The organism is Apilactobacillus xinyiensis (assembly GCF_019656235.1).
In the GTDB taxonomy this organism is placed as follows: domain Bacteria; phylum Bacillota; class Bacilli; order Lactobacillales; family Lactobacillaceae; genus Apilactobacillus; species Apilactobacillus xinyiensis.
The window spans coordinates 1-21,586 of the sequence record NZ_BPLL01000002.1 but is presented as its reverse complement, the minus strand read 5'-3'; the positions used below and the strand labels follow the sequence as shown (position 1 = coordinate 21,586).

19 protein-coding genes are annotated in these 21,586 nt (G+C 30.8%); all 19 read left to right on the top strand.

Features of this window, described 5'->3' with window-relative positions; all coding sequences use genetic code 11:
• The first annotated feature begins 12 nt into the window (after positions 1–12).
• Positions 13–1,278 carry an EF-P 5-aminopentanol modification-associated protein YfmF gene (gene yfmF / locus K5Q11_RS00865; protein WP_220750893.1) on the top strand — a complete coding sequence of 422 codons (1,266 nt, stop codon included), beginning with the start codon at positions 13–15 and terminating at the stop codon, positions 1,276–1,278.
• Positions 1,271–2,545 (top strand): EF-P 5-aminopentanol modification-associated protein YfmH, encoded by a 1,275-nt coding sequence (gene yfmH / locus K5Q11_RS00860; protein WP_220750892.1) that lies wholly within the window; start codon positions 1,271–1,273, stop codon positions 2,543–2,545. The genes yfmF and yfmH overlap by 8 nt, the downstream gene beginning before the upstream one ends.
• Before the next feature lie 78 nt (positions 2,546–2,623).
• Positions 2,624–3,499, top strand: coding sequence for a helix-turn-helix domain-containing protein (locus K5Q11_RS00855; RefSeq protein ID WP_220750891.1), 876 nt, complete (start codon positions 2,624–2,626; stop codon positions 3,497–3,499).
• 57 nt (positions 3,500–3,556) lie between these two features.
• Positions 3,557–4,138 (top strand): CDP-diacylglycerol--glycerol-3-phosphate 3-phosphatidyltransferase, encoded by a 582-nt coding sequence (pgsA, locus tag K5Q11_RS00850; RefSeq protein WP_220750890.1) that lies wholly within the window; start codon positions 3,557–3,559, stop codon positions 4,136–4,138.
• Between the two features lie 62 nt (positions 4,139–4,200).
• Complete coding sequence (locus tag K5Q11_RS00845) at positions 4,201–4,674, top strand: CinA family protein (protein WP_220750889.1); 474 nt, start codon at positions 4,201–4,203, stop codon at positions 4,672–4,674.
• A 91-nt stretch (positions 4,675–4,765) separates the two neighbouring features.
• Positions 4,766–5,824, top strand: a complete 1,059-nt coding sequence (recA, locus tag K5Q11_RS00840; RefSeq protein ID WP_220728151.1) for a recombinase RecA — start codon at positions 4,766–4,768, stop codon at positions 5,822–5,824.
• A 176-nt stretch (positions 5,825–6,000) separates the two neighbouring features.
• Positions 6,001–7,560, top strand: coding sequence for a ribonuclease Y (gene rny, locus K5Q11_RS00835; protein ID WP_220750888.1), 1,560 nt, complete (start codon positions 6,001–6,003; stop codon positions 7,558–7,560).
• 80 nt (positions 7,561–7,640) lie between these two features.
• Positions 7,641–8,441: a TIGR00282 family metallophosphoesterase gene (locus tag K5Q11_RS00830; protein WP_220750887.1), complete on the top strand. Its 801-nt coding sequence runs from the start codon at positions 7,641–7,643 to the stop codon at positions 8,439–8,441.
• Between the two features lie 18 nt (positions 8,442–8,459).
• Positions 8,460–11,078 carry a DNA mismatch repair protein MutS gene (gene mutS, locus K5Q11_RS00825; RefSeq protein ID WP_220750886.1) on the top strand — a complete coding sequence of 873 codons (2,619 nt, stop codon included), beginning with the start codon at positions 8,460–8,462 and terminating at the stop codon, positions 11,076–11,078.
• Between the two features lie 12 nt (positions 11,079–11,090).
• Positions 11,091–13,037: a DNA mismatch repair endonuclease MutL gene (gene mutL / locus K5Q11_RS00820; RefSeq protein WP_220750885.1), complete on the top strand. Its 1,947-nt coding sequence runs from the start codon at positions 11,091–11,093 to the stop codon at positions 13,035–13,037.
• 27 nt (positions 13,038–13,064) lie between these two features.
• Complete coding sequence (ruvA, locus tag K5Q11_RS00815; protein WP_220750884.1) at positions 13,065–13,670, top strand: Holliday junction branch migration protein RuvA; 606 nt, start codon at positions 13,065–13,067, stop codon at positions 13,668–13,670.
• Between the two features lie 31 nt (positions 13,671–13,701).
• Positions 13,702–14,712, top strand: coding sequence for a Holliday junction branch migration DNA helicase RuvB (gene ruvB / locus K5Q11_RS00810; protein WP_220750883.1), 1,011 nt, complete (start codon positions 13,702–13,704; stop codon positions 14,710–14,712).
• Between the two features lie 72 nt (positions 14,713–14,784).
• A complete protein-coding gene (gene yajC, locus K5Q11_RS00805) occupies positions 14,785–15,102 on the top strand; it encodes a preprotein translocase subunit YajC (protein ID WP_220728144.1) in 318 nt (105 codons plus the stop codon).
• A 101-nt stretch (positions 15,103–15,203) separates the two neighbouring features.
• The gene (locus K5Q11_RS00800; protein WP_251067890.1) at positions 15,204–16,172 is read left to right on the top strand and encodes a DHH family phosphoesterase; all 969 of its coding nucleotides are present in this window, start codon (positions 15,204–15,206) and stop codon (positions 16,170–16,172) included.
• A 3-nt stretch (positions 16,173–16,175) separates the two neighbouring features.
• Entirely contained in the window at positions 16,176–17,534 is a 1,359-nt protein-coding gene (locus K5Q11_RS00795; protein WP_220750882.1) for a DEAD/DEAH box helicase, read from the top strand.
• A gap of 270 nt (positions 17,535–17,804) precedes the next feature.
• The gene (gene alaS / locus K5Q11_RS00790; RefSeq protein ID WP_220750881.1) at positions 17,805–20,450 is read left to right on the top strand and encodes an alanine--tRNA ligase; all 2,646 of its coding nucleotides are present in this window, start codon (positions 17,805–17,807) and stop codon (positions 20,448–20,450) included.
• Between the two features lie 21 nt (positions 20,451–20,471).
• Positions 20,472–20,744 carry an IreB family regulatory phosphoprotein gene (locus tag K5Q11_RS00785; RefSeq protein WP_220750880.1) on the top strand — a complete coding sequence of 91 codons (273 nt, stop codon included), beginning with the start codon at positions 20,472–20,474 and terminating at the stop codon, positions 20,742–20,744.
• A 3-nt stretch (positions 20,745–20,747) separates the two neighbouring features.
• Positions 20,748–21,194, top strand: a complete 447-nt coding sequence (ruvX, locus tag K5Q11_RS00780) for a Holliday junction resolvase RuvX (protein WP_220750879.1) — start codon at positions 20,748–20,750, stop codon at positions 21,192–21,194.
• A gap of 2 nt (positions 21,195–21,196) precedes the next feature.
• Positions 21,197–21,490, top strand: coding sequence for a DUF1292 domain-containing protein (locus tag K5Q11_RS00775; RefSeq protein WP_220750878.1), 294 nt, complete (start codon positions 21,197–21,199; stop codon positions 21,488–21,490).
• Positions 21,491–21,586 lie beyond the last annotated feature (96 nt).

Sequence of the window (21,586 nt, the reverse complement as noted above, 5' to 3'; positions counted from 1 at the left end):
GGAGGAATTTATTTGCAAAAGCAATTAGCTAATGGCGTGAAATTATACATGACGCCAACAAAAAAATTTAAAACAATAACTTTAACTTGTGATTTACTTGCAGAAGCAGATTTTAATAATTTTGCTAAAAGATATATTTTAGCTGAGTTATTAGAAACTAATAATTCGAAATATAAAACCCAGTCAGCGCTGGCTAAACAGCTTTCTAAAATGTATGGAGCATCATTTGGTACTAACGTTATTCGATATGGTAATTTGCATATTCTAAGAATTATTTTAAGCTTCCCTAATGCTAACTATTTACCAGGTAAACCTAATAACGTAGGCGAAGCAATTGAATTTATGATGAATGTGTTATTAAAACCAAATATAAAAAACGAAGCTTTTGATAATAAAACTTTTAATATTCAAAAGCAAAATATTTTAAAATATTTATCTTCCATTGGTGATGATAAACAATATTATGCAGCTTTAAAATCTAAAGAGTTATTTTTTGGTGATGATTTAAATCGTGGGAAAATTATATTTGGTGATTTAAATCAATATAATGATTTAACTTCTAAAGAAACTTTTGAATATTATCAAAATTCAATTAAAAATGATAATATTATTTTTTCTATTATTGGCGATTTTGATACTAGTGATGTCTTTAATCAGTTTAAAAACTATCGTTTTTCTGATCGAAACGATAGCTTATCACTAAGACCATATAAGCAATTAAATAGTGACATTAAAAAGCTCACAGAAATTCAAGCTGTAAATCAAGGTAAGTTAAATCTAGGATATTCCGTTCCAATTAATTATAATGATTCCAAAGTATATGCAGTAATTATTTTCAATGCTATTTTTGGTGGAACTCCTCAGTCTAAGCTCTTTAAAGTTGTAAGAGAAAAATTTAGTTTAGCTTATTATGCAAGTAGTAGCTTTAATGCTATAAATGGACTTATAAGTGTTCAATCTGGAATTAAGTCGAATGATAAAGATAAAGTAATTGATCTAATAAATAAGCAACTAGAAGAAATTAAAAATGGCAATTTTAGTGTAGAATTACTTGAGCATATACAACATGAACTTATTAATGCCAGACTTAACCTGTTAGATAGTCCTAGAAAAATGTTAGAGCAACAGTTTATAAACAATTTACTGGGTAGAAAAAGTACTTTTGAAGATTGGAAAGAGAAAATATTAGCTGTTCAAAGAGAAGATATTATGAATGTTGCTAAGTTAGTTAATTTAAAGTCTATTTTCTTTTTGGAGGGTAAAAAATTAAATGATTAACAAAAAATACGATAACTATAATGAAAATATTTATTACGAAACTTTAGATAATGGATTAAAAGTAGTTTTAGTACCAAAAAAAGATTTTCATAAAACATACGCTACTTTATCTACTAACTATGGTTCTATTAGTAATAAATTTATTCCTTATGGTAAAACTGAACCTGTTGAATTGCCTGCAGGAATCGCACATTTTTTAGAACATAAAATGTTCGATAAAAAAGATTATGATGCATTTGATCTATTTTCAAAAACGGGAGCTTCTTCCAATGCCTTTACTAGTTTTACTAAGACTAGTTATTTATTTTCTTGCGTAGACAGTTTAAAGGAAAATATTAACATTTTACTAGATTTTGTACAGCAACCTTATTTTACTAAAAGCAAAGTGGAGAAAGAAAAGGGAATAATAGGTCAAGAAATTAGTATGTATGACGATGATCCTGACGCAGTTATGTTTTTTGGTACAGTCAGTAAAATGTATCCAGATTTCCCACTTAATGTGGACATTGCAGGAACAGTTGAATCAATTGACAATATAACTGCTAAAGATTTATATACTGCTTATGATACATTTTACCAACCTGGAAATATGCAACTAAATATTGTTGGAAATATGAGTGTTGAAGATGTAATGACATGGATTAATAATAATCAAAATCACAAAAGTTTTAATGATTATCATGAAATCAATAATGTAATTCCAACTTCTCAAAAAATAATTGTTAATTCTAAACAAAATATGAATGTATCTAGAAATAAGGTTGCTATTGGTATTAAAGGAACTCCCTCAAAACAATTAGATGTAAAATATGAAATAGGAGTTTCATTGTTATTAGAATTATTATTTTCGGAAAGTTCAAATAATTATAATAAACTTTATGATGAAGGAATAATTGATGATACATTTGGTTTTACTTTTGAATATGAGAAATACTATAATTTTGGATTACTTGCTGGTGACACTGATGATCCAGATCGATTTATAAATGAAATTAAAAGTATTTTACTAAATGCAAGTTCTAAACTAGATAACTTAGAATCAGACTTTGAATTAATAAAAAAAGAAGAATTAGGTCAGCATATTTCTATGATGAATTCCATTGAAGCGATTGCTAACAACTTAGGTAATAAAGCTAATAATTATACTAATTTATATGATGAAATTTCTATAATTAATGATATGACATTGGAATATTTAAAAGAATGTGCAAAAAAATTTATTAATGAGAACAATATAGTTACTAATATAATAACTCCTAAAAAATAATTCATTTAAATATTTTTTTTAGGGTATGATATACTATTAAATGTATAAAAATTCTTATTTTAACTGGAGTAGTTCTTTATGGATAATGATAAAAACACAAGTAAAAAGAATATTGGACAGACTTTAAAAAAAGCCAGAGAAGATAAAAATTTAACTATTGACGATTTACAAAAAAATACCAAAATTCAAAAAAGATATCTAGTAGCTATTGAAGAAAATAATTTTGATGAGTTACCGGGTGACTTTTATGTACGAGCATTTATAAAACAATTTGCTGATGCTGTTGGATTAAATGGTTTTGAATTGTTAAATAGTTATGATAATGATTTGCCAAATACTAATTCACCTGAATATGTTGAGCAAGTTTCTGATGATAAAATAGCTTCACGAGCTTCTCAAAGACAAGAAGATGACAAGTTTGCTCTTGTTAGAAAATATGGTCCGACTGCTGCTATTGTTTTAATAGTTTTAGTAGTTATATTTGTTATTTGGATAGCCGTAGCTAAGACAAATAATCATTCGGATTCTTCAATTAATAAATCTTCTATTTCAGTAAGCGGTTCATCTCAAGTGAGTGAATCTAAGAATAGTGCTTCTAAAGATAAAGACAAGACTAGCAAAAAAGAAACTTCTGAAAACAAAACAACTATTAAAAAAACTGATAGTACTAGTGGTTCAAATGTTTACAGCGTTTCAACTAATGTTGATAAAAGCAAAATTAAGTTAAGTAGTACTAGTAGAGCTTGGATATCTGCCACATCAAATGGTAAGACGCTTTATTCTGGTGCTTTGATGCCTAATGCTGGTAATAAAATCAAATTATCTAAGGACGATAAAGAAGTTACTATTAACTTAGGAAATTCCCCTGCAACTAAAATATCTATCAATGGTGAAAAGCTTCCAATTCACAGTGATAGTGCTCAAGTTCAAACTGTAAAAGTACAATTTAAATAATAAAAGGGGCTTTTTAAGCCTCTTTTTTAATATATTAGATATTGGAGATAAATATAAATGAACCTACCAAATAAATTAACATTACTACGTATTTTTTTAATTCCTGTTTTTATTTTGATACTAGCTTACCCATTTAATTGGGGAACAGTTATTATAGCTGGAACCATGTTACCTGTTACTCAAATAATCGCAGCTGTAATTTTTGCTGCTGCTTCAATTACTGACTTTTTAGATGGACAAATTGCTCGTAGACAACATTTAGTTACTAACTTTGGTAAATTTGCTGATCCATTAGCAGATAAAATGATTGTTATGTCAGCTTTTATTGCCTTGGTAGCTTTGGGTCAAGTTCCGGCTTGGGTTGCATCAATAATTGTATGTAGAGAATTAGCAGTCACTGGATTAAGATTGATAATAGTAGAAAATGATGGTGAAGTTTTAGCTGCTGCATGGCCAGGAAAAATCAAGACTGCTACACAAATGTTTTCAATTATTTTATTGCTGTTAAATAATGTATTTTTTGCAGCTATAAATATTTCTATGGGACTTATTTTGCTATATATTTGTTTGTTCTTTACCGTATATTCCGGAGTAGATTATTTTATTAAAAATAAAGATGTTTTCTCAGACTCATTTTAAAATTGTTTAGCTGATTAAATTCGTATATTTTAATGAATGTATTTTAGTAAGGATGATATTTTTTGATAACTAATATTGATAAAAAAGTAATTAGGAAATTAATTAATGATAATATTTCAATTACTGCTGCTGAAAGTTTAACAGCAGGATTATTTCAAGAAGTTTTAGGTGAAGTATCAGGTGTTTCTAAAATATTTAGTGGTGGTTTTGTTACATACTCTAACGATGCAAAAGTAAAGCTCTTAGGAGTTCCTAAAAATATTGTGAATGAGTATGGAGTTGTTTCTGCTGAAACAGCCAAACAAATGGCTAAAAAATCTCAAGAAATTATGCAAACTGATTTATCAGTTTCATTTACTGGAGTTGCTGGTCCTGATAAATTAGAAAATCAATTAGCAGGAACAGTCTATATCGGAGTAGCTTATAAAGATAGCGTAACTAGCCAACTCTTTAATTTTGATGGAGATAGAGACACAGTTCGTTTAAAATCAGTATTAGCTGGATTAAATTTAATCGAAAAAATCATAAATAATTAAGCGAACTTTTGTTCCCTTTTTTCTTGATTTTTACTCAATACATTAGTATAGTATATGATACTGTTAAAGTTATGAATGAGGAGGTAAGTTAATGGCTGATGAACGTAAAGCTGCTTTAGATGGGGCTCTAAAAAGAATAGAAAAAGAATTTGGTAAGGGTTCCATAATGAGAATGGGCGATCGTGGGGATACTAGAATTTCTACAATCCCTACTGGGTCTTTAGCATTGGATAATGCTTTGGGTGTCGGTGGATATCCTAGAGGTCGAATTGTTGAAATATATGGCCCAGAAAGTTCTGGTAAAACTACCATTGCTTTACAAGCTGTAGCGGAAGTACAAAAACGTGGAGGCACTGCTGCATATATAGATGCTGAAAATGCTTTAGATCCAGTATATGCTACTAATTTAGGTGTTAACATTGAGGATTTATTATTGTCACAACCTGACACAGGTGAACAAGGTCTTCAAATTACGGATGCCCTAGTATCAAGTGGTGCTATTGACATAGTAGTTGTGGATTCAGTTGCTGCATTAGTACCTAGAGCTGAAATTGAAGGTGAAATGGGTGATGCTCACGTTGGATTGCAGGCTAGGCTAATGTCACAAGCATTAAGAAAACTTTCAGGTTCAATAAATAAAACTAAAACAATTGCTTTATTTATTAATCAGATTCGTGAAAAAGTTGGTGTGATGTTTGGTAATCCTGAAACAACTCCTGGTGGACGAGCACTTAAATTCTATTCTACAATCAGATTAGAGATTCGTAGAGCTGAACAAATAAAAGATGGCACTGATATTATTGGTAACCGTACTAAAATTAAAGTTGCTAAAAATAAGGTAGCTCCTCCTTTTAAACGTGCTGAAGTAGACATAATGTATGGACATGGTGTTTCACAAACAGGTGAACTAGTTGATATGGCTGTTGACAAAGACATCATTAATAAGTCTGGATCATGGTATTCTTATGGTGAAGCTAGAATTGGTCAAGGTCGTGAAAATGCTAAACAATATCTAGCAGATAATCCTGAAATTGAACAAGAAATTAACCACAAAGTTAGAGTTGCTTATGGAATGGAAGAAGATACTGAGTCTAAAAAAGATTCTGAAGCACCTAAAAGTAATAACTCTAAAAAAGACGATAAAAAATAAAAAGAATGGAATTTAATTCCATTCTTTTTATTTTGCTTTAGCTACTTTTAATTAAGTGTGATACATAAGTTGACAGCGCTCGTGCTAAAACTTAAAATGTAATAGTGTTAATAATTTAAATGACATCTTAAAAATATGATCTTATATATTATTTTTGATGATGCGGAGGTGAAATAATGGGTATTTCCAATTTAATCCTCGCAATCATCGCTATTGTTTGTGGTTTTGTATTAGGATATTTTATACATCAAAAGTTAATTAATAAACGCTTGGATGAAGCACATACTAATGCTAAAGATATTTTAGAAAAAGCTAAACATCAAGCTAATACCTCAGCTAAAGAAGCTATTTTAGAAGCTAAGGAAAAGAGTAGTGCTTATCGAGCTAATGTTGAAAAGGAACTTAAAGAACGTCGTAATGAACTTCAAAAACAAGAAGATCGTTTAATTCAACGTGAAGATGCTTTAGATCGAAAAGATAATGCATTTGATAAACGTGACGATGCTTTAAGCCGTAAAGAACATAAATTAACTGCTGATCAACAAAATCTAGATAAACTGCAACAAAAAGCGGAATCACTTGTCCAGCAACGACAAACCGAGTTAGAAAGAATTTCTGCTTTGTCTAAAGAAGAAGCTAAAGAACTTATGCTAAATGAAACTAGGTCAGAACTAGCTGATGAAAGAGCTAAAATTATTAAAGATAGTTATAATAAAGCTCAAAAAACTGCTACTGATAACGCTAAAGACTTAATAGTTGAAGCAATTCAACAATGTGCTGCTGACGTAGTTTCTGAAACAACTGTATCAGTTGTAAATCTTCCTAATGATGATATGAAAGGTAGAATTATTGGACGCGAAGGTCGAAATATTCGTACTTTTGAAACGTTAACCGGAATTGACTTAGTAATTGATGATACTCCAGAAGCAGTTGTTTTAAGTGGTTTTGATCCTATTAGAAGAGAAGTAGCCAAGATGGCTTTAGAAGGTCTTATTAAAGATGGTCGTATTCATCCGGCTCGAATTGAAGAAATGGTTTCTAAGAGTAAAAAAGATCTTTCTAATAAAATTCAAGAAATTGGTGAAGAAGTTACCTTTGATTTAGGAATTCATTCTATAAATCCTGAAATGGTCAAACTAATTGGACAACTTAAATTTAAAATTTATCGTGGAAGAAACATTTTAAGTCATTCAATCGAAGTTGCAAAGTTGTCTGGAATATTAGCTGCTGAACTTGGTGAGGATGTTACATTAGCAAAACGCGCAGGATTATTACACGAAATTGGTAGAGCTACCAATAATGAGACTGATGGATCTCATATTGAAATTGGTATCGATTTAGCCAAGAAATACAATGAGAGTAGTACAATTATTGATTCTATCGCATGTGAAGATGAGGCTAAAAAACCGAAATATATTATTTCGGAATTAGTTTCAGTCGCTAACAAAATTGCTATTTCTAGACCCGGAGCTAAGAGCAAATCACTAGAAAGTTTTGTTCATCGCTTAGAGAGCCTGGAAAATATTAGTGATAGTTTTGATGATGTTAAGAAAAGCTATGCTATTCAAGCGGGTAGAGAAATTAGAGTTATTGTTAAATCTGACAAGGTTTCAGATACTCAATCCGTAGTTTTAGCTCACAATATTAAGAATAAAATTGAAAAGGATATGGAATATCCTGGACATATTAAAGTTACAATTATACGTGAAGTTAGATCAATTGAATATGCTAAGTAAAAAAGGTCTTTTAGGGCCTTTTTTATTTTTATAGAAACAGTGTAAAATAATAGTTATTATGAATAAAGATAGGGGAAAACATGAAAGTTTTATTTATTGGTGATGTTGTAGGAAATATTGGTGTAAAAATGATTAATGAATATTTACCTACTTTAAAAAAAGATTTAAAACCACAAATAACTATTGTGAATGGAGAAAACGCTACTTCGTTTGGTCGAGGAATTAATAAAAAAGTATATAAACAGATTATGTCTGCAGGTGCTGATGTAATAACTTTAGGTAATCATGCTTGGAATAATGAAGAAATATTTAGTTTTATTTCTCAAACTTCCAATTTAATTCGTCCTTTAAATTTTCCAGGCAAGAATGTACCTGGAAATGGTTATACAATTGTTAATATTAATGGTAAAAAAATGGCGGTTATTAACTTACAAGGTAGAATTTTTATGGACCCATTAGATGATCCATTTCAAAGAATTGATCAATTACTGGACCAAATAGAGAATCAAGTAGATATCATATTTGTTGATTTTCATGCTGAAACTACAAGCGAAAAACAAGCAATGGCAATGTACTTAGATGGAAGAATATCAGCTTTAGTTGGAACACATACCCATGTACAAACAAATGACTATCGAATTTTAAGTAATGGTACAGCATTTTTAACAGATGTTGGAATGTGTGGACCATATGATGGTGTTTTAGGGATGAAATATAAAAATATTATTCATCGCTTTAAAACACAAATGCCTACTCGATTTGAAGTTGAAGAAGATGGAGGCGGTATCCTTTCGGGATGTGTTATCGATATTAATAATGATGGAAAAGCTACACATATTAATACAATTATGATTAATCCTGATCGACCATATCAAAATTAGTTGAAAGGTAGATTTAAATTGACAGACAAAAGTAAACTAACACCTATGATGCAGCAATATCAAAAAATAAAAGACCAATATCCAGATGCTTTTTTATTTTATCGATTAGGTGATTTTTATGAAATGTTTAATGAAGATGCAGTTAAAGGATCACAATTATTAGAATTAACCTTAACTTCTCGTAGTCATAAATCGAAAAATCCTATTCCAATGTGTGGAGTACCTCATCGAGCAGTTCAAAACTATATTGATATTTTAATTGATAAGGGCTATAAAGTTGCTATTTGTGAACAAATGGAAGATCCTAAATCAGCTAAAGGAATGGTAAAACGTGCAATTACTCAACTAGTAACTCCAGGTACTAAGACTGATTCTGGAGCAGACAATGCTAAAAATAACAACTACTTAACGGCACTTTCCTATGCAAATGGTCAATATGGATTTGCCTATGCTGATTTATCTACAGGTGAGTTAAAAGTAAGTATTTTAAATAATAATTCAAGTGTTTTAAACGAAACCTTAAGTTTACAAACTAAAGAAATTGTTTTAGGTCCTAAAGTGCCACAAAGTCTAATTGATTTACTTAAAAAAGTAGGAATTTTAATTTCATATCAACATTCAATTGATGTTAAATCTGAAATGAGTTATTTATTACAAGATATTAATAATGAGTTAGAAAAAGATGTTTTGAATCGACTTTTAACTTATATTTTAAATACTCAAAAACGTAATCTTTCACACATGCAAAAGGTTATTGAGTATCAACCTGCTCACTTTTTAAAATTAGATCATAACTCTCAATACAATTTAGAGATTAATAAAAACATTCGCACTGGTAAGAAAAGTGGTACTCTTTTATGGCTACTTGACGAAACTAAAACTGCTATGGGAGGCAGAAAACTTAAACGTTGGTTAAATCGACCTTTAATTAACAAAGATGACATTTTAAAACGTCAAAAATTTGTGGAAGCATTTTTAGATAGTTATTTTGAACGTAGTCAAATTAGAGAAATTTTAACTGAAGTGTATGATTTAGAAAGACTAGCTGGGAAAGTATCATTTGGGAGTGTTAATGGTCGTGACTTGATTCAATTGAAATCCTCATTGAGTCAAATTCCTAAGTTAAAGCACGTAATTGGTGAATTGGATAGCAATATATTTGGCGACTTTTATAATCAAATTGACCCAATTGATGATGTTGTTGATTTAATTGAACGTTCAATTAATGATGAGTCGCCAATTTCAGTGACTGAAGGAAATGTAATAAAATCTAATTATGATAATCAATTAGATAAATACCGTGATGCTATGACTAATGGAAAACATTGGTTAGCTGAACTTGAGCAAAAAGAACGCGTTGCTACAGGTATTAATAATTTAAAAATAGGATTTAATCGAGTTTTTGGTTACTATATTGAAGTTACTAAAGCTAATTTGGATAAGTTACCTGAAAATAAGTATGAAAGAAAACAAACTTTAACGAATGCTGAACGATTTTCTACACCTGAATTAAAGAAAACTGAAGCGTTGATCTTAGAAGCACAAGATAAGTCTAAAACATTAGAATATAATTTATTTACTCAAATTAGAGACATCGTTAAAGATGCCATTCAAAGAATTCAAAACTTAGCAGATTTAGTATCTAGCTTAGATGTGCTACAAAGTTTTGCAACGGTTTCTGAAGATTATCATTTCATTAAACCTAAATTAAATGATGAACACGATTTGAAAATTATTGATGGACGTCATCCAGTAGTGGAAAAAGTCTTGGGACGCCAAACCTATGTACCAAATAGTGTAATAATGGATTCGACAACCAATGTATTATTGATTACAGGTCCTAATATGTCAGGTAAAAGTACTTATATGCGTCAACTAGCTTTAACAGTTATAATGTCGCAAATTGGTTGTTTTGTACCTGCTAAGTCAGCTTTAATGCCAATTTTTGATCAGATATTTACTCGAATTGGTGCCGCTGATGATTTAATTTCTGGAGAAAGTACTTTCATGGTTGAAATGAAAGAATCTAATGCAGCAATTGAAAATGCAACTCCTAATAGTTTGATTTTGTTTGATGAAATTGGTCGTGGAACAGCTACTTATGATGGAATGGCTTTGGCACAGTCAATTATTGAATATGTTCATGATAATCTGCATGCTAAAACTTTATTTTCTACACATTACCATGAACTTACAGCTCTAGATAAATCTTTAAAAAATTTACAAAATGTGCATGTGGGAGCAACTGAAAAAGATGGCAATTTAGTATTTTTGCATAAAGTAGAAAAGGGTGCTGCCGACAAATCTTATGGAATTCACGTTGCTAAGCTAGCCGGATTGCCTGACGATTTATTAAATCGTGCTAGTGATATTTTGTCGCACTTAGAATCTAAGGATAAAAGTATTGATAATAATTCAAGTGATTTATCCGATAATCAAAAAAATGATGTTAAAGTAGATTTAGATAATTATCAACTAGAGTTATTCAATCAAAAATCTGTAACAACAAATCAACAAGCTGATAAATTGAAAAATACTGATGTAATTGAAGAAATTAAGAAAGCTGATTTGATGTCACTAACACCGATGGACGTAATGAATTTAGTTTATAAATGGAAACAAGAAATAAACAAATAGGGGTGTGCTATAATGTCGAAGATTCATGAACTATCATCAATTTTATCTGATCAAATAGCTGCTGGGGAAGTTATTGAACGACCGGCTTCTGTAGTTAAAGAATTAATAGAAAATTCTATTGATGCGGGTAGTACTGAAATTGATATCGATATTAAAGATGCTGGATTGCAGTATATTAAAGTAGTTGATAATGGTTCTGGAATTGAAAGCAACGATGTTAAGTTAGCATTTAAAAGACACGCTACCAGCAAAATTCATGATCGAAAAGATTTGTTCAAAATTAGTTCACTTGGCTTTAGAGGTGAAGCCTTACCATCAATTGCATCTATATCGAATATAAAGCTTAAAACTTCTACTGGTAGTGATGGGACGGAAATAGATATAAAAGGTGGAAGGGTATTAAATTGTATTCCAGCAGAATCAAGAAAGGGTACAACGGTTGAAGTATCTGATTTATTCTTCAATACCCCAGCACGTCTTAAGTATATGAAATCACCAGCTACAGAATTGTCTAAAATAACTGATGTGGTAAACCAAATTTCTCTTGGTCATTCAGATATATCATTTTCATTACGTCATAATAATCGTGAACTGGTTCGTACTTCTGGCCGTAGTAATTTGCAACAAGTTATAGGCGGAATTTATGGAATTAATACGGTTAAAAAAATGATTAAGTTTTCGATGAACGACTATGATTTTAAAATAAGTGGTTATACTAGTTTACCCGAAATGACAAGAGCTTCTAGAAAATATATCTCTATTATTATGAACGGTAGGTATGTTAAGAACAATAATATTGCTAAGTCAGTTTTAGAAGGGTATAGATCTAAATTGATGATTGGCCGTTATCCAATGACAGTAATTAAAATTGACTTAGATCCATTTTTACTGGACGTTAATGTCCATCCTACTAAGCAAACTGTTCGAATTAGTAAGGAAGAACAGTTATGTAGTTTAATATCAGACACTATTTTTAAAACTTTGGAGCCTAAAAATTTAATACCAGATGCCATTTATGAAAAAACAAATAATAAATCAACTAAGCCTTTAAATACAGACCAACTAAGTTTCCAATTAGATAATGTTTCTACTCATTATTTTGCTAAAGACGAAAATAATTCTAATGATAATAAAAAATTATTAAAACAGAATAAATCATCTGATGAAAAAAATGTAAAAGAACATCAACCGGTAATGATTTATCAAAAAGAAGACTTACATTCCGATATGATGAAAAATTTTGATACTCGTTATACGAATGAAACAGTTGGTATCTTTGATGACTACGAACATACTGTAAAGCATTCTGATGAGCATAATGATAATATTCAACATGAGGATAATGAAAGACGTTTTCCTAACTTATTATATATTGGTCAAATGCACGGAACTTATTTATTAGCTGAATCTAAAGATGGAATGTATATTTTAGATCAACACGCTGCACAGGAAAGAATTAATTATGAGTATTATCGAAAAATGATTGGCGAAGTAGCTGCTAGTCAACAAGAATTACTAGTTCCAATAGTACTGGACTATTCAACTTCTGATGCTTTAATAATTAATCAAAATATAGATAAATTAAATGCTTTAGGAATTGAACTGGAAGAATTTGGTTCTAATAGTTTCATAATTCGTCATCATCCAGCGTGGTTTAAAAAAGGTCAAGAGAAGTCAATTATTCAAGAAATGATTGATTGGATTTTAGATGATAAGAAGTTATCGATAGGTAAATTTCGCTTAAAGACAGCTATTATGATGAGTTGTAAGCGAGCTATTAAAGCAAATCATCATTTAGACAAAAAGCAAGCCATTGCTTTAATTGATAAGTTAAGTAAGGCGGAAAATCCATTTAACTGTCCACACGGTCGACCAGTATTAGTACACTTTTCTAATTCCGATATGGAAAAAATGTTTAAACGTATACAAGATAATCATCATACCGATATTATGGAATAAATTTAAATAGATGGGATGAATTAAAAAATGTTTGAATATCTAAATGGATACATTGTGGATATTAATCCTAAGTACATTGTTTTAGATGTGAATGGTGTAGGTTACTTAATATATGTATCGGATCCTTATCGATACAATGTTGATTTAGATAATTTACAAAAAATTTATGTACATCAAGTAGTGACCGATAGTTTTCAAATGATATATGGCTTTTATAGCAAAACTGATAAAACCATTTTTGAAAAATTAATTAATGTTTCAGGCATCGGGCCTAAGAGTGCGTTAGCCATTTTAGTTAGAAATGATCATAAAGAATTGCTTAATGCAATTAATACTGAGAATGTAACTTTTCTAACTAAATTTCCAGGCGTTGGTAAGAAAACAGCTAAACAAATTATTTTAGACTTAAAGGGTAAATTAGATGATATTTACCCTAACGATGTTGAAAATGAAACAGAAAAAGTTACTGTTGATAGTACAGAAACTAACATAGAGTTAAAAGATGCTTTAGAAGCTTTAATAGCACTTGGATATACTAAAACTAACGTTGAAAAAGTCAAAAAAGTATTGTCCAAAGAAACTAAAATGTCTACAGATGAATATTTAAGTGCTGGATTAAAAATTTTAATGTAGTTATTCAACGCAGAAGGGGGATTTTAATCGGATGGAAGATAATCGAATCGTTTCCGGCAATAGCAAGAGTAATAATGAAAAGTTTGTTGAAAAAACTTTACGTCCCCAATATTTATCTGATTATATTGGCCAAGATGCATTGAAAGAAGAACTATCTATTTACATTGAAGCCGCTAAACAAAGAAGTGAATCTTTAGACCATGTTTTATTATATGGACCACCAGGGTTAGGTAAAACAACATTAGCAATGGTTATAGCTAATGAAATGGACGTCAACATTCGAACTACTACTGGTCCTGCAATCGAAAAAAATGGAGATTTAGTTGCATTATTAAATGAACTGCAACCCGGAGATATTTTATTTATTGATGAAATCCATCGTTTACCTAAAATGGTTGAAGAAATGTTGTACTCAGCAATGGAAGATTTTTATGTAGATATTGTAGTTGGACAAGGTCCAACTGCGCATCCAGTTCATTTTCCATTGCCACCCTTCACATTAATTGGTGCTACTACACGTGCAGGATTACTTTCATCACCATTAAGAGATCGTTTTGGAATAGTTGAGCATATGCGATATTACAATACAGATGATTTAATGAAAATTATTAAACGTTCAGCCTCAGTTTTCAATGTTGATATTATGGATGAAGGTGCACATGAAATTGCTGATCGTTCCAGAGGAACTCCAAGAATTGCTAATCGATTGCTGAAGCGAGTTCGTGATTTTTCACAAGTTTATGATCATGATAATATTGATATTGCAATTGTAAATAAAGCTTTAAAGACGCTAGAGATTGACGGAAAAGGCTTAGATCATACAGATTTAAAACTTTTATCTACAATGATTGAATATTATAATGGTGGTCCGGTTGGTTTGAATACTTTAGCAGCTAATATAGGTGAGGAAAACGAAACTATTGCTGAAATGTATGAACCATATTTGTTACAAATTGGATTTATTAAAAGAACACCACGAGGAAGGGTAGTTACTGAAAAGGGATATAAACATTTGAATTTTCCATATCCTAAAAATAATTAATTAATTATTTTTATCAGTAGACTATAGCTATACAATCTGATAAAGTTATACTGTATAGAAGGAGTGAACAGAATGAATTACATGAGTTTAGCTTTTATAGTTGTACTATTTGCTTTAATGTACTTTATGATGATTAGACCCCAAAAGAAACAACAACAAAAGCATGCTGAAACTTTACGTCAGTTAAAAAAAGGTGACCATGTTGTTACCATCGGACGTTTACATGGAGTTGTAGATGCTATTGATCAAGATAAGAAGACAGTTTCTTTAGACTGTGATGGTATTTTTCTTACTTTTGATTTAAATGCTATTGCTAGTGTATCTCAACAATCACCAGCTGAAGTTGCTTCAGAATCAGATAAAAAAGACGAAGAAACATCAAGCAAATAATATAAAAACCTAGGTATTTGATATCTAGGTTTTTTATTTTATAAATTACGATATGCTATAATTAATCTTTAGAAATAACATTGAAAAAGGAAATGAACATATTGCTTAATAAAAATGATAGTGAAATTATAAAATCAATTGTACAATCGATTGAAGACTTTGATACAATTATTATTCATCGTCATCAACGACCTGATCCTGATGCTATTGGATCACAAATGGGATTGGCTAATATCATAAAAGCTTCATTCCCATCTAAGAAAGTATATTGTGTAGGAAAACAATATCATGGATTTGATTGGCTAGGAGAAACCGATGAAATTGACGATGATGTCTATAGTAAAGCATTAGTTATAGTTTGTGATACTGCTAATCAACCTAGAGTAGATGATGAGCGTTACGATAAAGGTAAAAAAATGATAAAGATTGATCATCATCCTAATGATGATCAGTTTGGTGATATTATGTGGATCCATGAAGATGCATCTAGTACGTCTGAACTTATCTATGATTTATATAATAACTCGGATGGCTTAAAGATTAACGATGAAGCAGGACGTTTATTATATGCAGGTATCGTTGGTGATACTGGAAGATTTAAATATCCTTCCACTACTGCACATACTTTTCAAGTCGCAGCTGGATTGGCTAAATTAGATTTTTCAACTAATGATGTTAATCAAATTGAGTCAGAAATTGATATTCCACTTGCTAGATTATCCGCATATGTTTATCAAAACATTGAAATCATGGATAGTGGAGCTGCATATATTGTATTAAGTAATGATGTCTTAGAACCATTCGAACTTGGTGATGATAGCACATCAGCTGTTGTTCCATTACCAGGTAACATTAATGCTGTTAAAGCTTGGGCTATTTTTGTCCAACAAAAAGATGGAACATATCGAATCCGTCTAAGATCTAAAGGTCCTGTAATTAACGAACTAGCTAAACGTTTTGGTGGTGGTGGCCATCCTCTAGCTAGTGGTGCGATAGCCAAAGATGATGATGAAATAAAAGAAGCCATTAAACAATTAAATGAAGTTGTTTTGAATGCTAAAGGAGAATAATTTATGGCCAGTTTTAAAGAATTTAAATTAAAGCCATTTTTAATGAACGCCTTGGAAGAGCTAAAGTTCCAAGAACCAACAAAAATTCAGGAAAAATTAATTCCAGAAATCTTAAACAAACGTAATGTAGTTGGTCAATCTGCTACTGGTAGTGGTAAAACGCATGCTTTCCTATTACCAATTTTTAATTCGATTAATCCTGATAACGAAAGTGTACAAGCGGTTATAACTACACCTAGTCGTGAATTAGCATATCAAATTTATGAAAATGCTAAACAATTATCTAAGCACAGTGATAAAACCATTCATTTAGCTAATTATGTTGGTGGAACTGATAAAAAAAGACAATTAGATAAATTAGGTCGTGAACAACCACAAATTATTATTGGAACTCCAGGTAGAATTTGGGATTTAATTAAATCTCAAGCTTTGGATATTCATACAGCTAGTCAATTAGTTATTGATGAAGCTGATATGACCCTAGACTTAGGATTTTTAGAAACAATTGATAAAATTGCTGCTAGTTTTGGGAAAGATTTACAAATGATGGTTTTTTCAGCTACAATTCCTCAAAAATTACGTCCATTTTTAAAGAAGTACATGGAAAATCCATTTGTTGAAAATATTCCAAACAAAGCAATTATTAGTCCAACTGTTGATAATTATTTAATTTCAACTAAGTCAAAAGATAAAAACGAACTAATATATAAACTTATTACTTTAGGTGAACCATATTTAGTTTTAATATTTGCTAATACTCGAACCAGAGTGGAAGAAATATATGATTTCTTAAGAACTCAAGGGCTTAAGGTAGGGATGATTCAAGGTGGAATGCATCCTCGTGAACGTAAACGCATGATGAAACAAATTCAAAATTTGGACTTTCAATACGTAGTAGCTACAGATTTAGCAGCTCGAGGTATCGATATTGACGGAGTTTCTGACGTTATTAATGATGATATTCCAGAAGATTTGGAATACTTTATACATCGAGTAGGTAGAACTGGTCGTAAAGGATTACCTGGTACTGCTATTACTTTGTATGAGCCAGATGAAGAAGACAGCATTGATGATTTGGAAAAAATGGGAATTAAGTTCCAACCTAAAGATTTACGTAATGGCGAATTAGTTGACACTTATGATCGCAATCGAAGAAAAAATCATCGTAAGGGTCATGATAAATTAGATCCAAGTATGATTGGAATGATTAAAAAGAAGAAACGTAATGTAAAGCCCGGATATAAGAATAAAATTAAACGAGCAATTAAGGAAAACGATGAAATGAAACGTCGTATACAATTAAGAGCTGACAATAAGCAAAAACGTAAGATGAAGAAAAAAAGTTCACAACGTTATCGTTAGTAATTGACACTTTTTTTATTTAATTTTATACTTTACCTATATAAAAAGAGAACATGCTAATTGATTTTATTTTCTCAGAGACAATCTGGTCGGTGAAAAGATTGATTTAAAATTAATTAGTGCTATCTCAATACTTACAAATCGCTGCTCAGCGTTATCGAGCATAAAGAGGTATACGAGAAAAACATCGTTGCAAGTAAAGTGGTACCGCGTGAAAGCGTCTTTACTAGCATCGGTGTTTTTTATACTTTCATGGAGGCTAATTTTATTATGAAAAAATTAAGCAGTAGTCAAGTTAGAGCTATGTATTTAGACTTTTTTAAGCAACATGGTCATACCATCGAACCTAGTGCATCATTAATTCCACACGATGATCCATCGTTATTGTGGATTAACTCAGGTGTTGCAACTATGGAAAAGTATTTTGATGGTAGTGTAGTACCATCAAATCCACGTTTAACCAGCTCACAAAAAAGTATTCGTACTAATGATATTGAAAATGTTGGTAAGACTGCTCGTCATCAAACTTTATTTGAAATGTTAGGAAACTTTTCAGTTGGTGATTACTTTAAAAAAGAAGCTATTGAATGGGCATTTGAATTACTAACATCTAAAGATTGGTTTGGCTGGGATAAAGAAAAATTATATATGACAGTTTATCCAGAAGATAAAGATGCTAAGCAATATTGGGAATCAGTGGGGGTTGCTCCTGATCATATCATTGAAGTTGAAGATAACTTTTGGGATATTGGTCAAGGCCCTTCAGGTCCTGACTCTGAAATTTTCTATGATCGTGGAGAAAAATATGATTTCTTAGCACCTGACGATCCGGAAAACTATCCTGGTGGAGAAAATGAACGTTATTTGGAAGTTTGGAATATTGTGTTTTCACAATTTAATCATAAGCCTGATGGCACTTATGAACCTCTACCTCGTAAAAACATTGATACGGGAATGGGACTAGAACGAGTAGTTTCTATTTTCCAAGATGCACCCACTAATTTTGAAACTGATTTATTTTTACCAATTATTAAAAAAACTGAAGAGTTTTCAGGTAATGTTCAATATGGTGATAGTAAAGAATATGACGTATCCTTTAAGATTATTGCAGACCATGCTAGAGCTATAACTTTTGCCATTGGTGATGGGGCACTTCCATCAAATGTAGGAAGAGGTTACGTAATTCGTCGTTTAATTCGTCGAGCAATTGTAGCTGGTCATAAATTAGGTATTAAAGATGATTTCCTTTACAAGTTAGTTCCAGTAGTTGGTGAAATCATGCAATCATACTATCCAAATGTTTTAGAACAAAAAGATTTTATTCAAAAAGTTGTTGCTTCTGAAGAAAAACGTTTTAATGAAACACTAAACGATGGTATGTCATTGTTAAATGATTTAATAGCTAATGTTAAAAATAGTGAAAGTAAAGTTGTTTCTGGAAAAGATGCATTTAAGTTATATGATACTTATGGTTTTCCATTTGAAATGACTAAAGAATATGTTAATGATGCTGGATTTGAAGTTAATGATAAAGAATTCCAAGCTGAAATGAAAAAGCAAAAAGATCGTGCTAGAAACGCACGTTCAGATGCCAAATCTATGGGAGTTCAAAGAGATTTATTAGTTGAAATTAAAACACCTAGTGAATATACAGGCTATACTAATTTAACTGAGCAAGATGCAATTTTAAAAGATATTGTGTCTAATGAAAAATTAGTTAACACTATTAATACTGGTGTTGCAGAAGTTATTTTTGACAAAACACCATTCTATGCAGAAATGGGTGGTCAAGTAGCTGATAAAGGAACTATTAAAAATGCTGACGGAAAGATTGTCGCTAAAGTTAAAGACGTTCAACATGCACCAAATGGACAAAACTTACACACAATCGATGTTTTAGATACTCTTAACAAAGATGATAAGTATATCTTGGAAGTGGATAAAGCATTCCACAGTAAGGTTTCTAAAAATCATACAGCTACTCATTTACTAGACCAATCTTTAAAGAATATTTTAGGTGATCATACACACCAAGCTGGTTCGTTAGTTGAACCTAATTATCTAAGATTTGATTTTACTCACTTTGGTTCAGTTACAAAAGAAAATCTACAAAAAGTAGAAGATATGGTTAATGATCAAATCTTTAAAGAATTACCAGTTACAACTATTGAAACCAATCAAGAAACTGGTAAAAAGATGGGAGCAATTGCTTTATTTGATAGCAAATATGGTGATAAAGTTCGTGTAGTTAGTGCCGGCGATTTTTCTGTCGAATTTTGTGGTGGTAATCACGTTAAAAATACAAATGAGCTTGGCCTATTTAAGATTACATCTGAATCAGGTGTTGGTGCAGGAGTTAGAAGAATTGAAGCTGTTACATCTGAAGATGCTTTTAAATATCTTAATTCACAAGAAAAAACATTAAATAAGGCATCAGATTTATTAAAAGTAAATCAAGTTCAAGATGTTCCTAATCGTATTGAATTATTGCAAAAGCAAATTAAAGATTTAGAACAAAAGCAAGCTAGCTTAGAAAGTAAAATTGCTAGTCAACAAGCTTCATCAATTTTTGATAATGCTAAGGTAGTTGGTCAATTTAATTTAATAGCTGGAGTTATTAAGGTTTCAGGGATGGATCAACTTAGACAATTAGCAGATACTTGGCGTAACAAAAAAGTATCAGATGTGTTAGTATTAGGTACAAGTAATAAAGATAAAGCTAACTTATTAGTTGCAGTTTCAGATGAAGCAATCAAAAAGGGTGTAAAAGCTGGTGATTTAATTAAAGCAATCGCTTCTAATATTAATGGAGGCGGTGGAGGCCGTCCTAACTTGGCTCAAGCTGGTGGTAAAAACCCTGCAGGTCTTCAAGATGCAATTAATGATTCTGAAAAATGGTTAGAAAATTTTAAATAATTTTCTTAAGGGGTGTTAACAGTGAATAATTCAGATAAGACAATGTATTTTGATTTTAATAATGATTTACCTAAGGATGTTCATGATACGTTACTTTTCGTTTATAAGTCCTTAGAAGAAAAGGGATATAATCCATATAATCAAATTGTTGGTTATCTTATATCTGGCGATCCTGCTTATATTCCAAGATTTAACGATGCTAGAAATTTGATTAGACGTCATGAACGTGATGAAATCATCGAAGAATTAGTTAAATTTTATTTAGACAAAAATAACAATAGTGAGGATAAATAATAAATGAGACTAATGGGGCTAGATGTGGGTTCAAGGACAGTTGGAGTTTCAGTTAGCGATTTATTAGGTTGGACTGCACAAGGTGTAGAAATAATCTCCATAAATGAAGACGAAAAAGATTTTCGTTTAGATCGAGTAGCTGAATTAGTAAAAAAATATGAAGTTACTGGATTTGTTTTGGGTTTACCTAAAAATATGAATAATACTTCAGGTCCTAGAGTTGATGCAGCAATTGCTTATGGTGATATGCTCAAAGATAAATTTGGTTTACCAGTTGATTATGAAGATGAAAGATTGACAACTGTTGAAGCTGAGCGTATGTTAATTGAACAGGCGGATACTTCTAGAGAAAAAAGAAAAAAGGTTATTGATAAAGTTGCGTCTGAACTCATTTTGCAGAGTTATCTTGATAGAAAAGGTAAATTGATAAAATATGAAAAGGAGTTTTAACAATGAGCAAAGAACAAGAAGAATTACAACAAATTACTATGGTTGATGAAAATGGAAAAGAAGAAGTATATGATGTTTTGTTCACTTTTAAATCTGAAGATTTTGGTAAGTCATATATTTTGATTTATCCTGCTGGTAAGGATGAAGATGAGGAAGTTAACATTGAAGCCTATGCACTACCAGATGGAGATGATCCTACAGATCCACAAGGTGGAAATTTAAAAACAATTGATACTGATGAAGAGTGGGAAATGATTGAGTCTGTATTTAATACACTTACAAAAAATAATGATTAATAAAAAAGGCCTCTTAAAATGTACCGCCTTAAAAAAGTTAGACATAATATCTAATTTTTTAAGGCGGTTTTTTTATGTCAAAATATTCAACTAAAA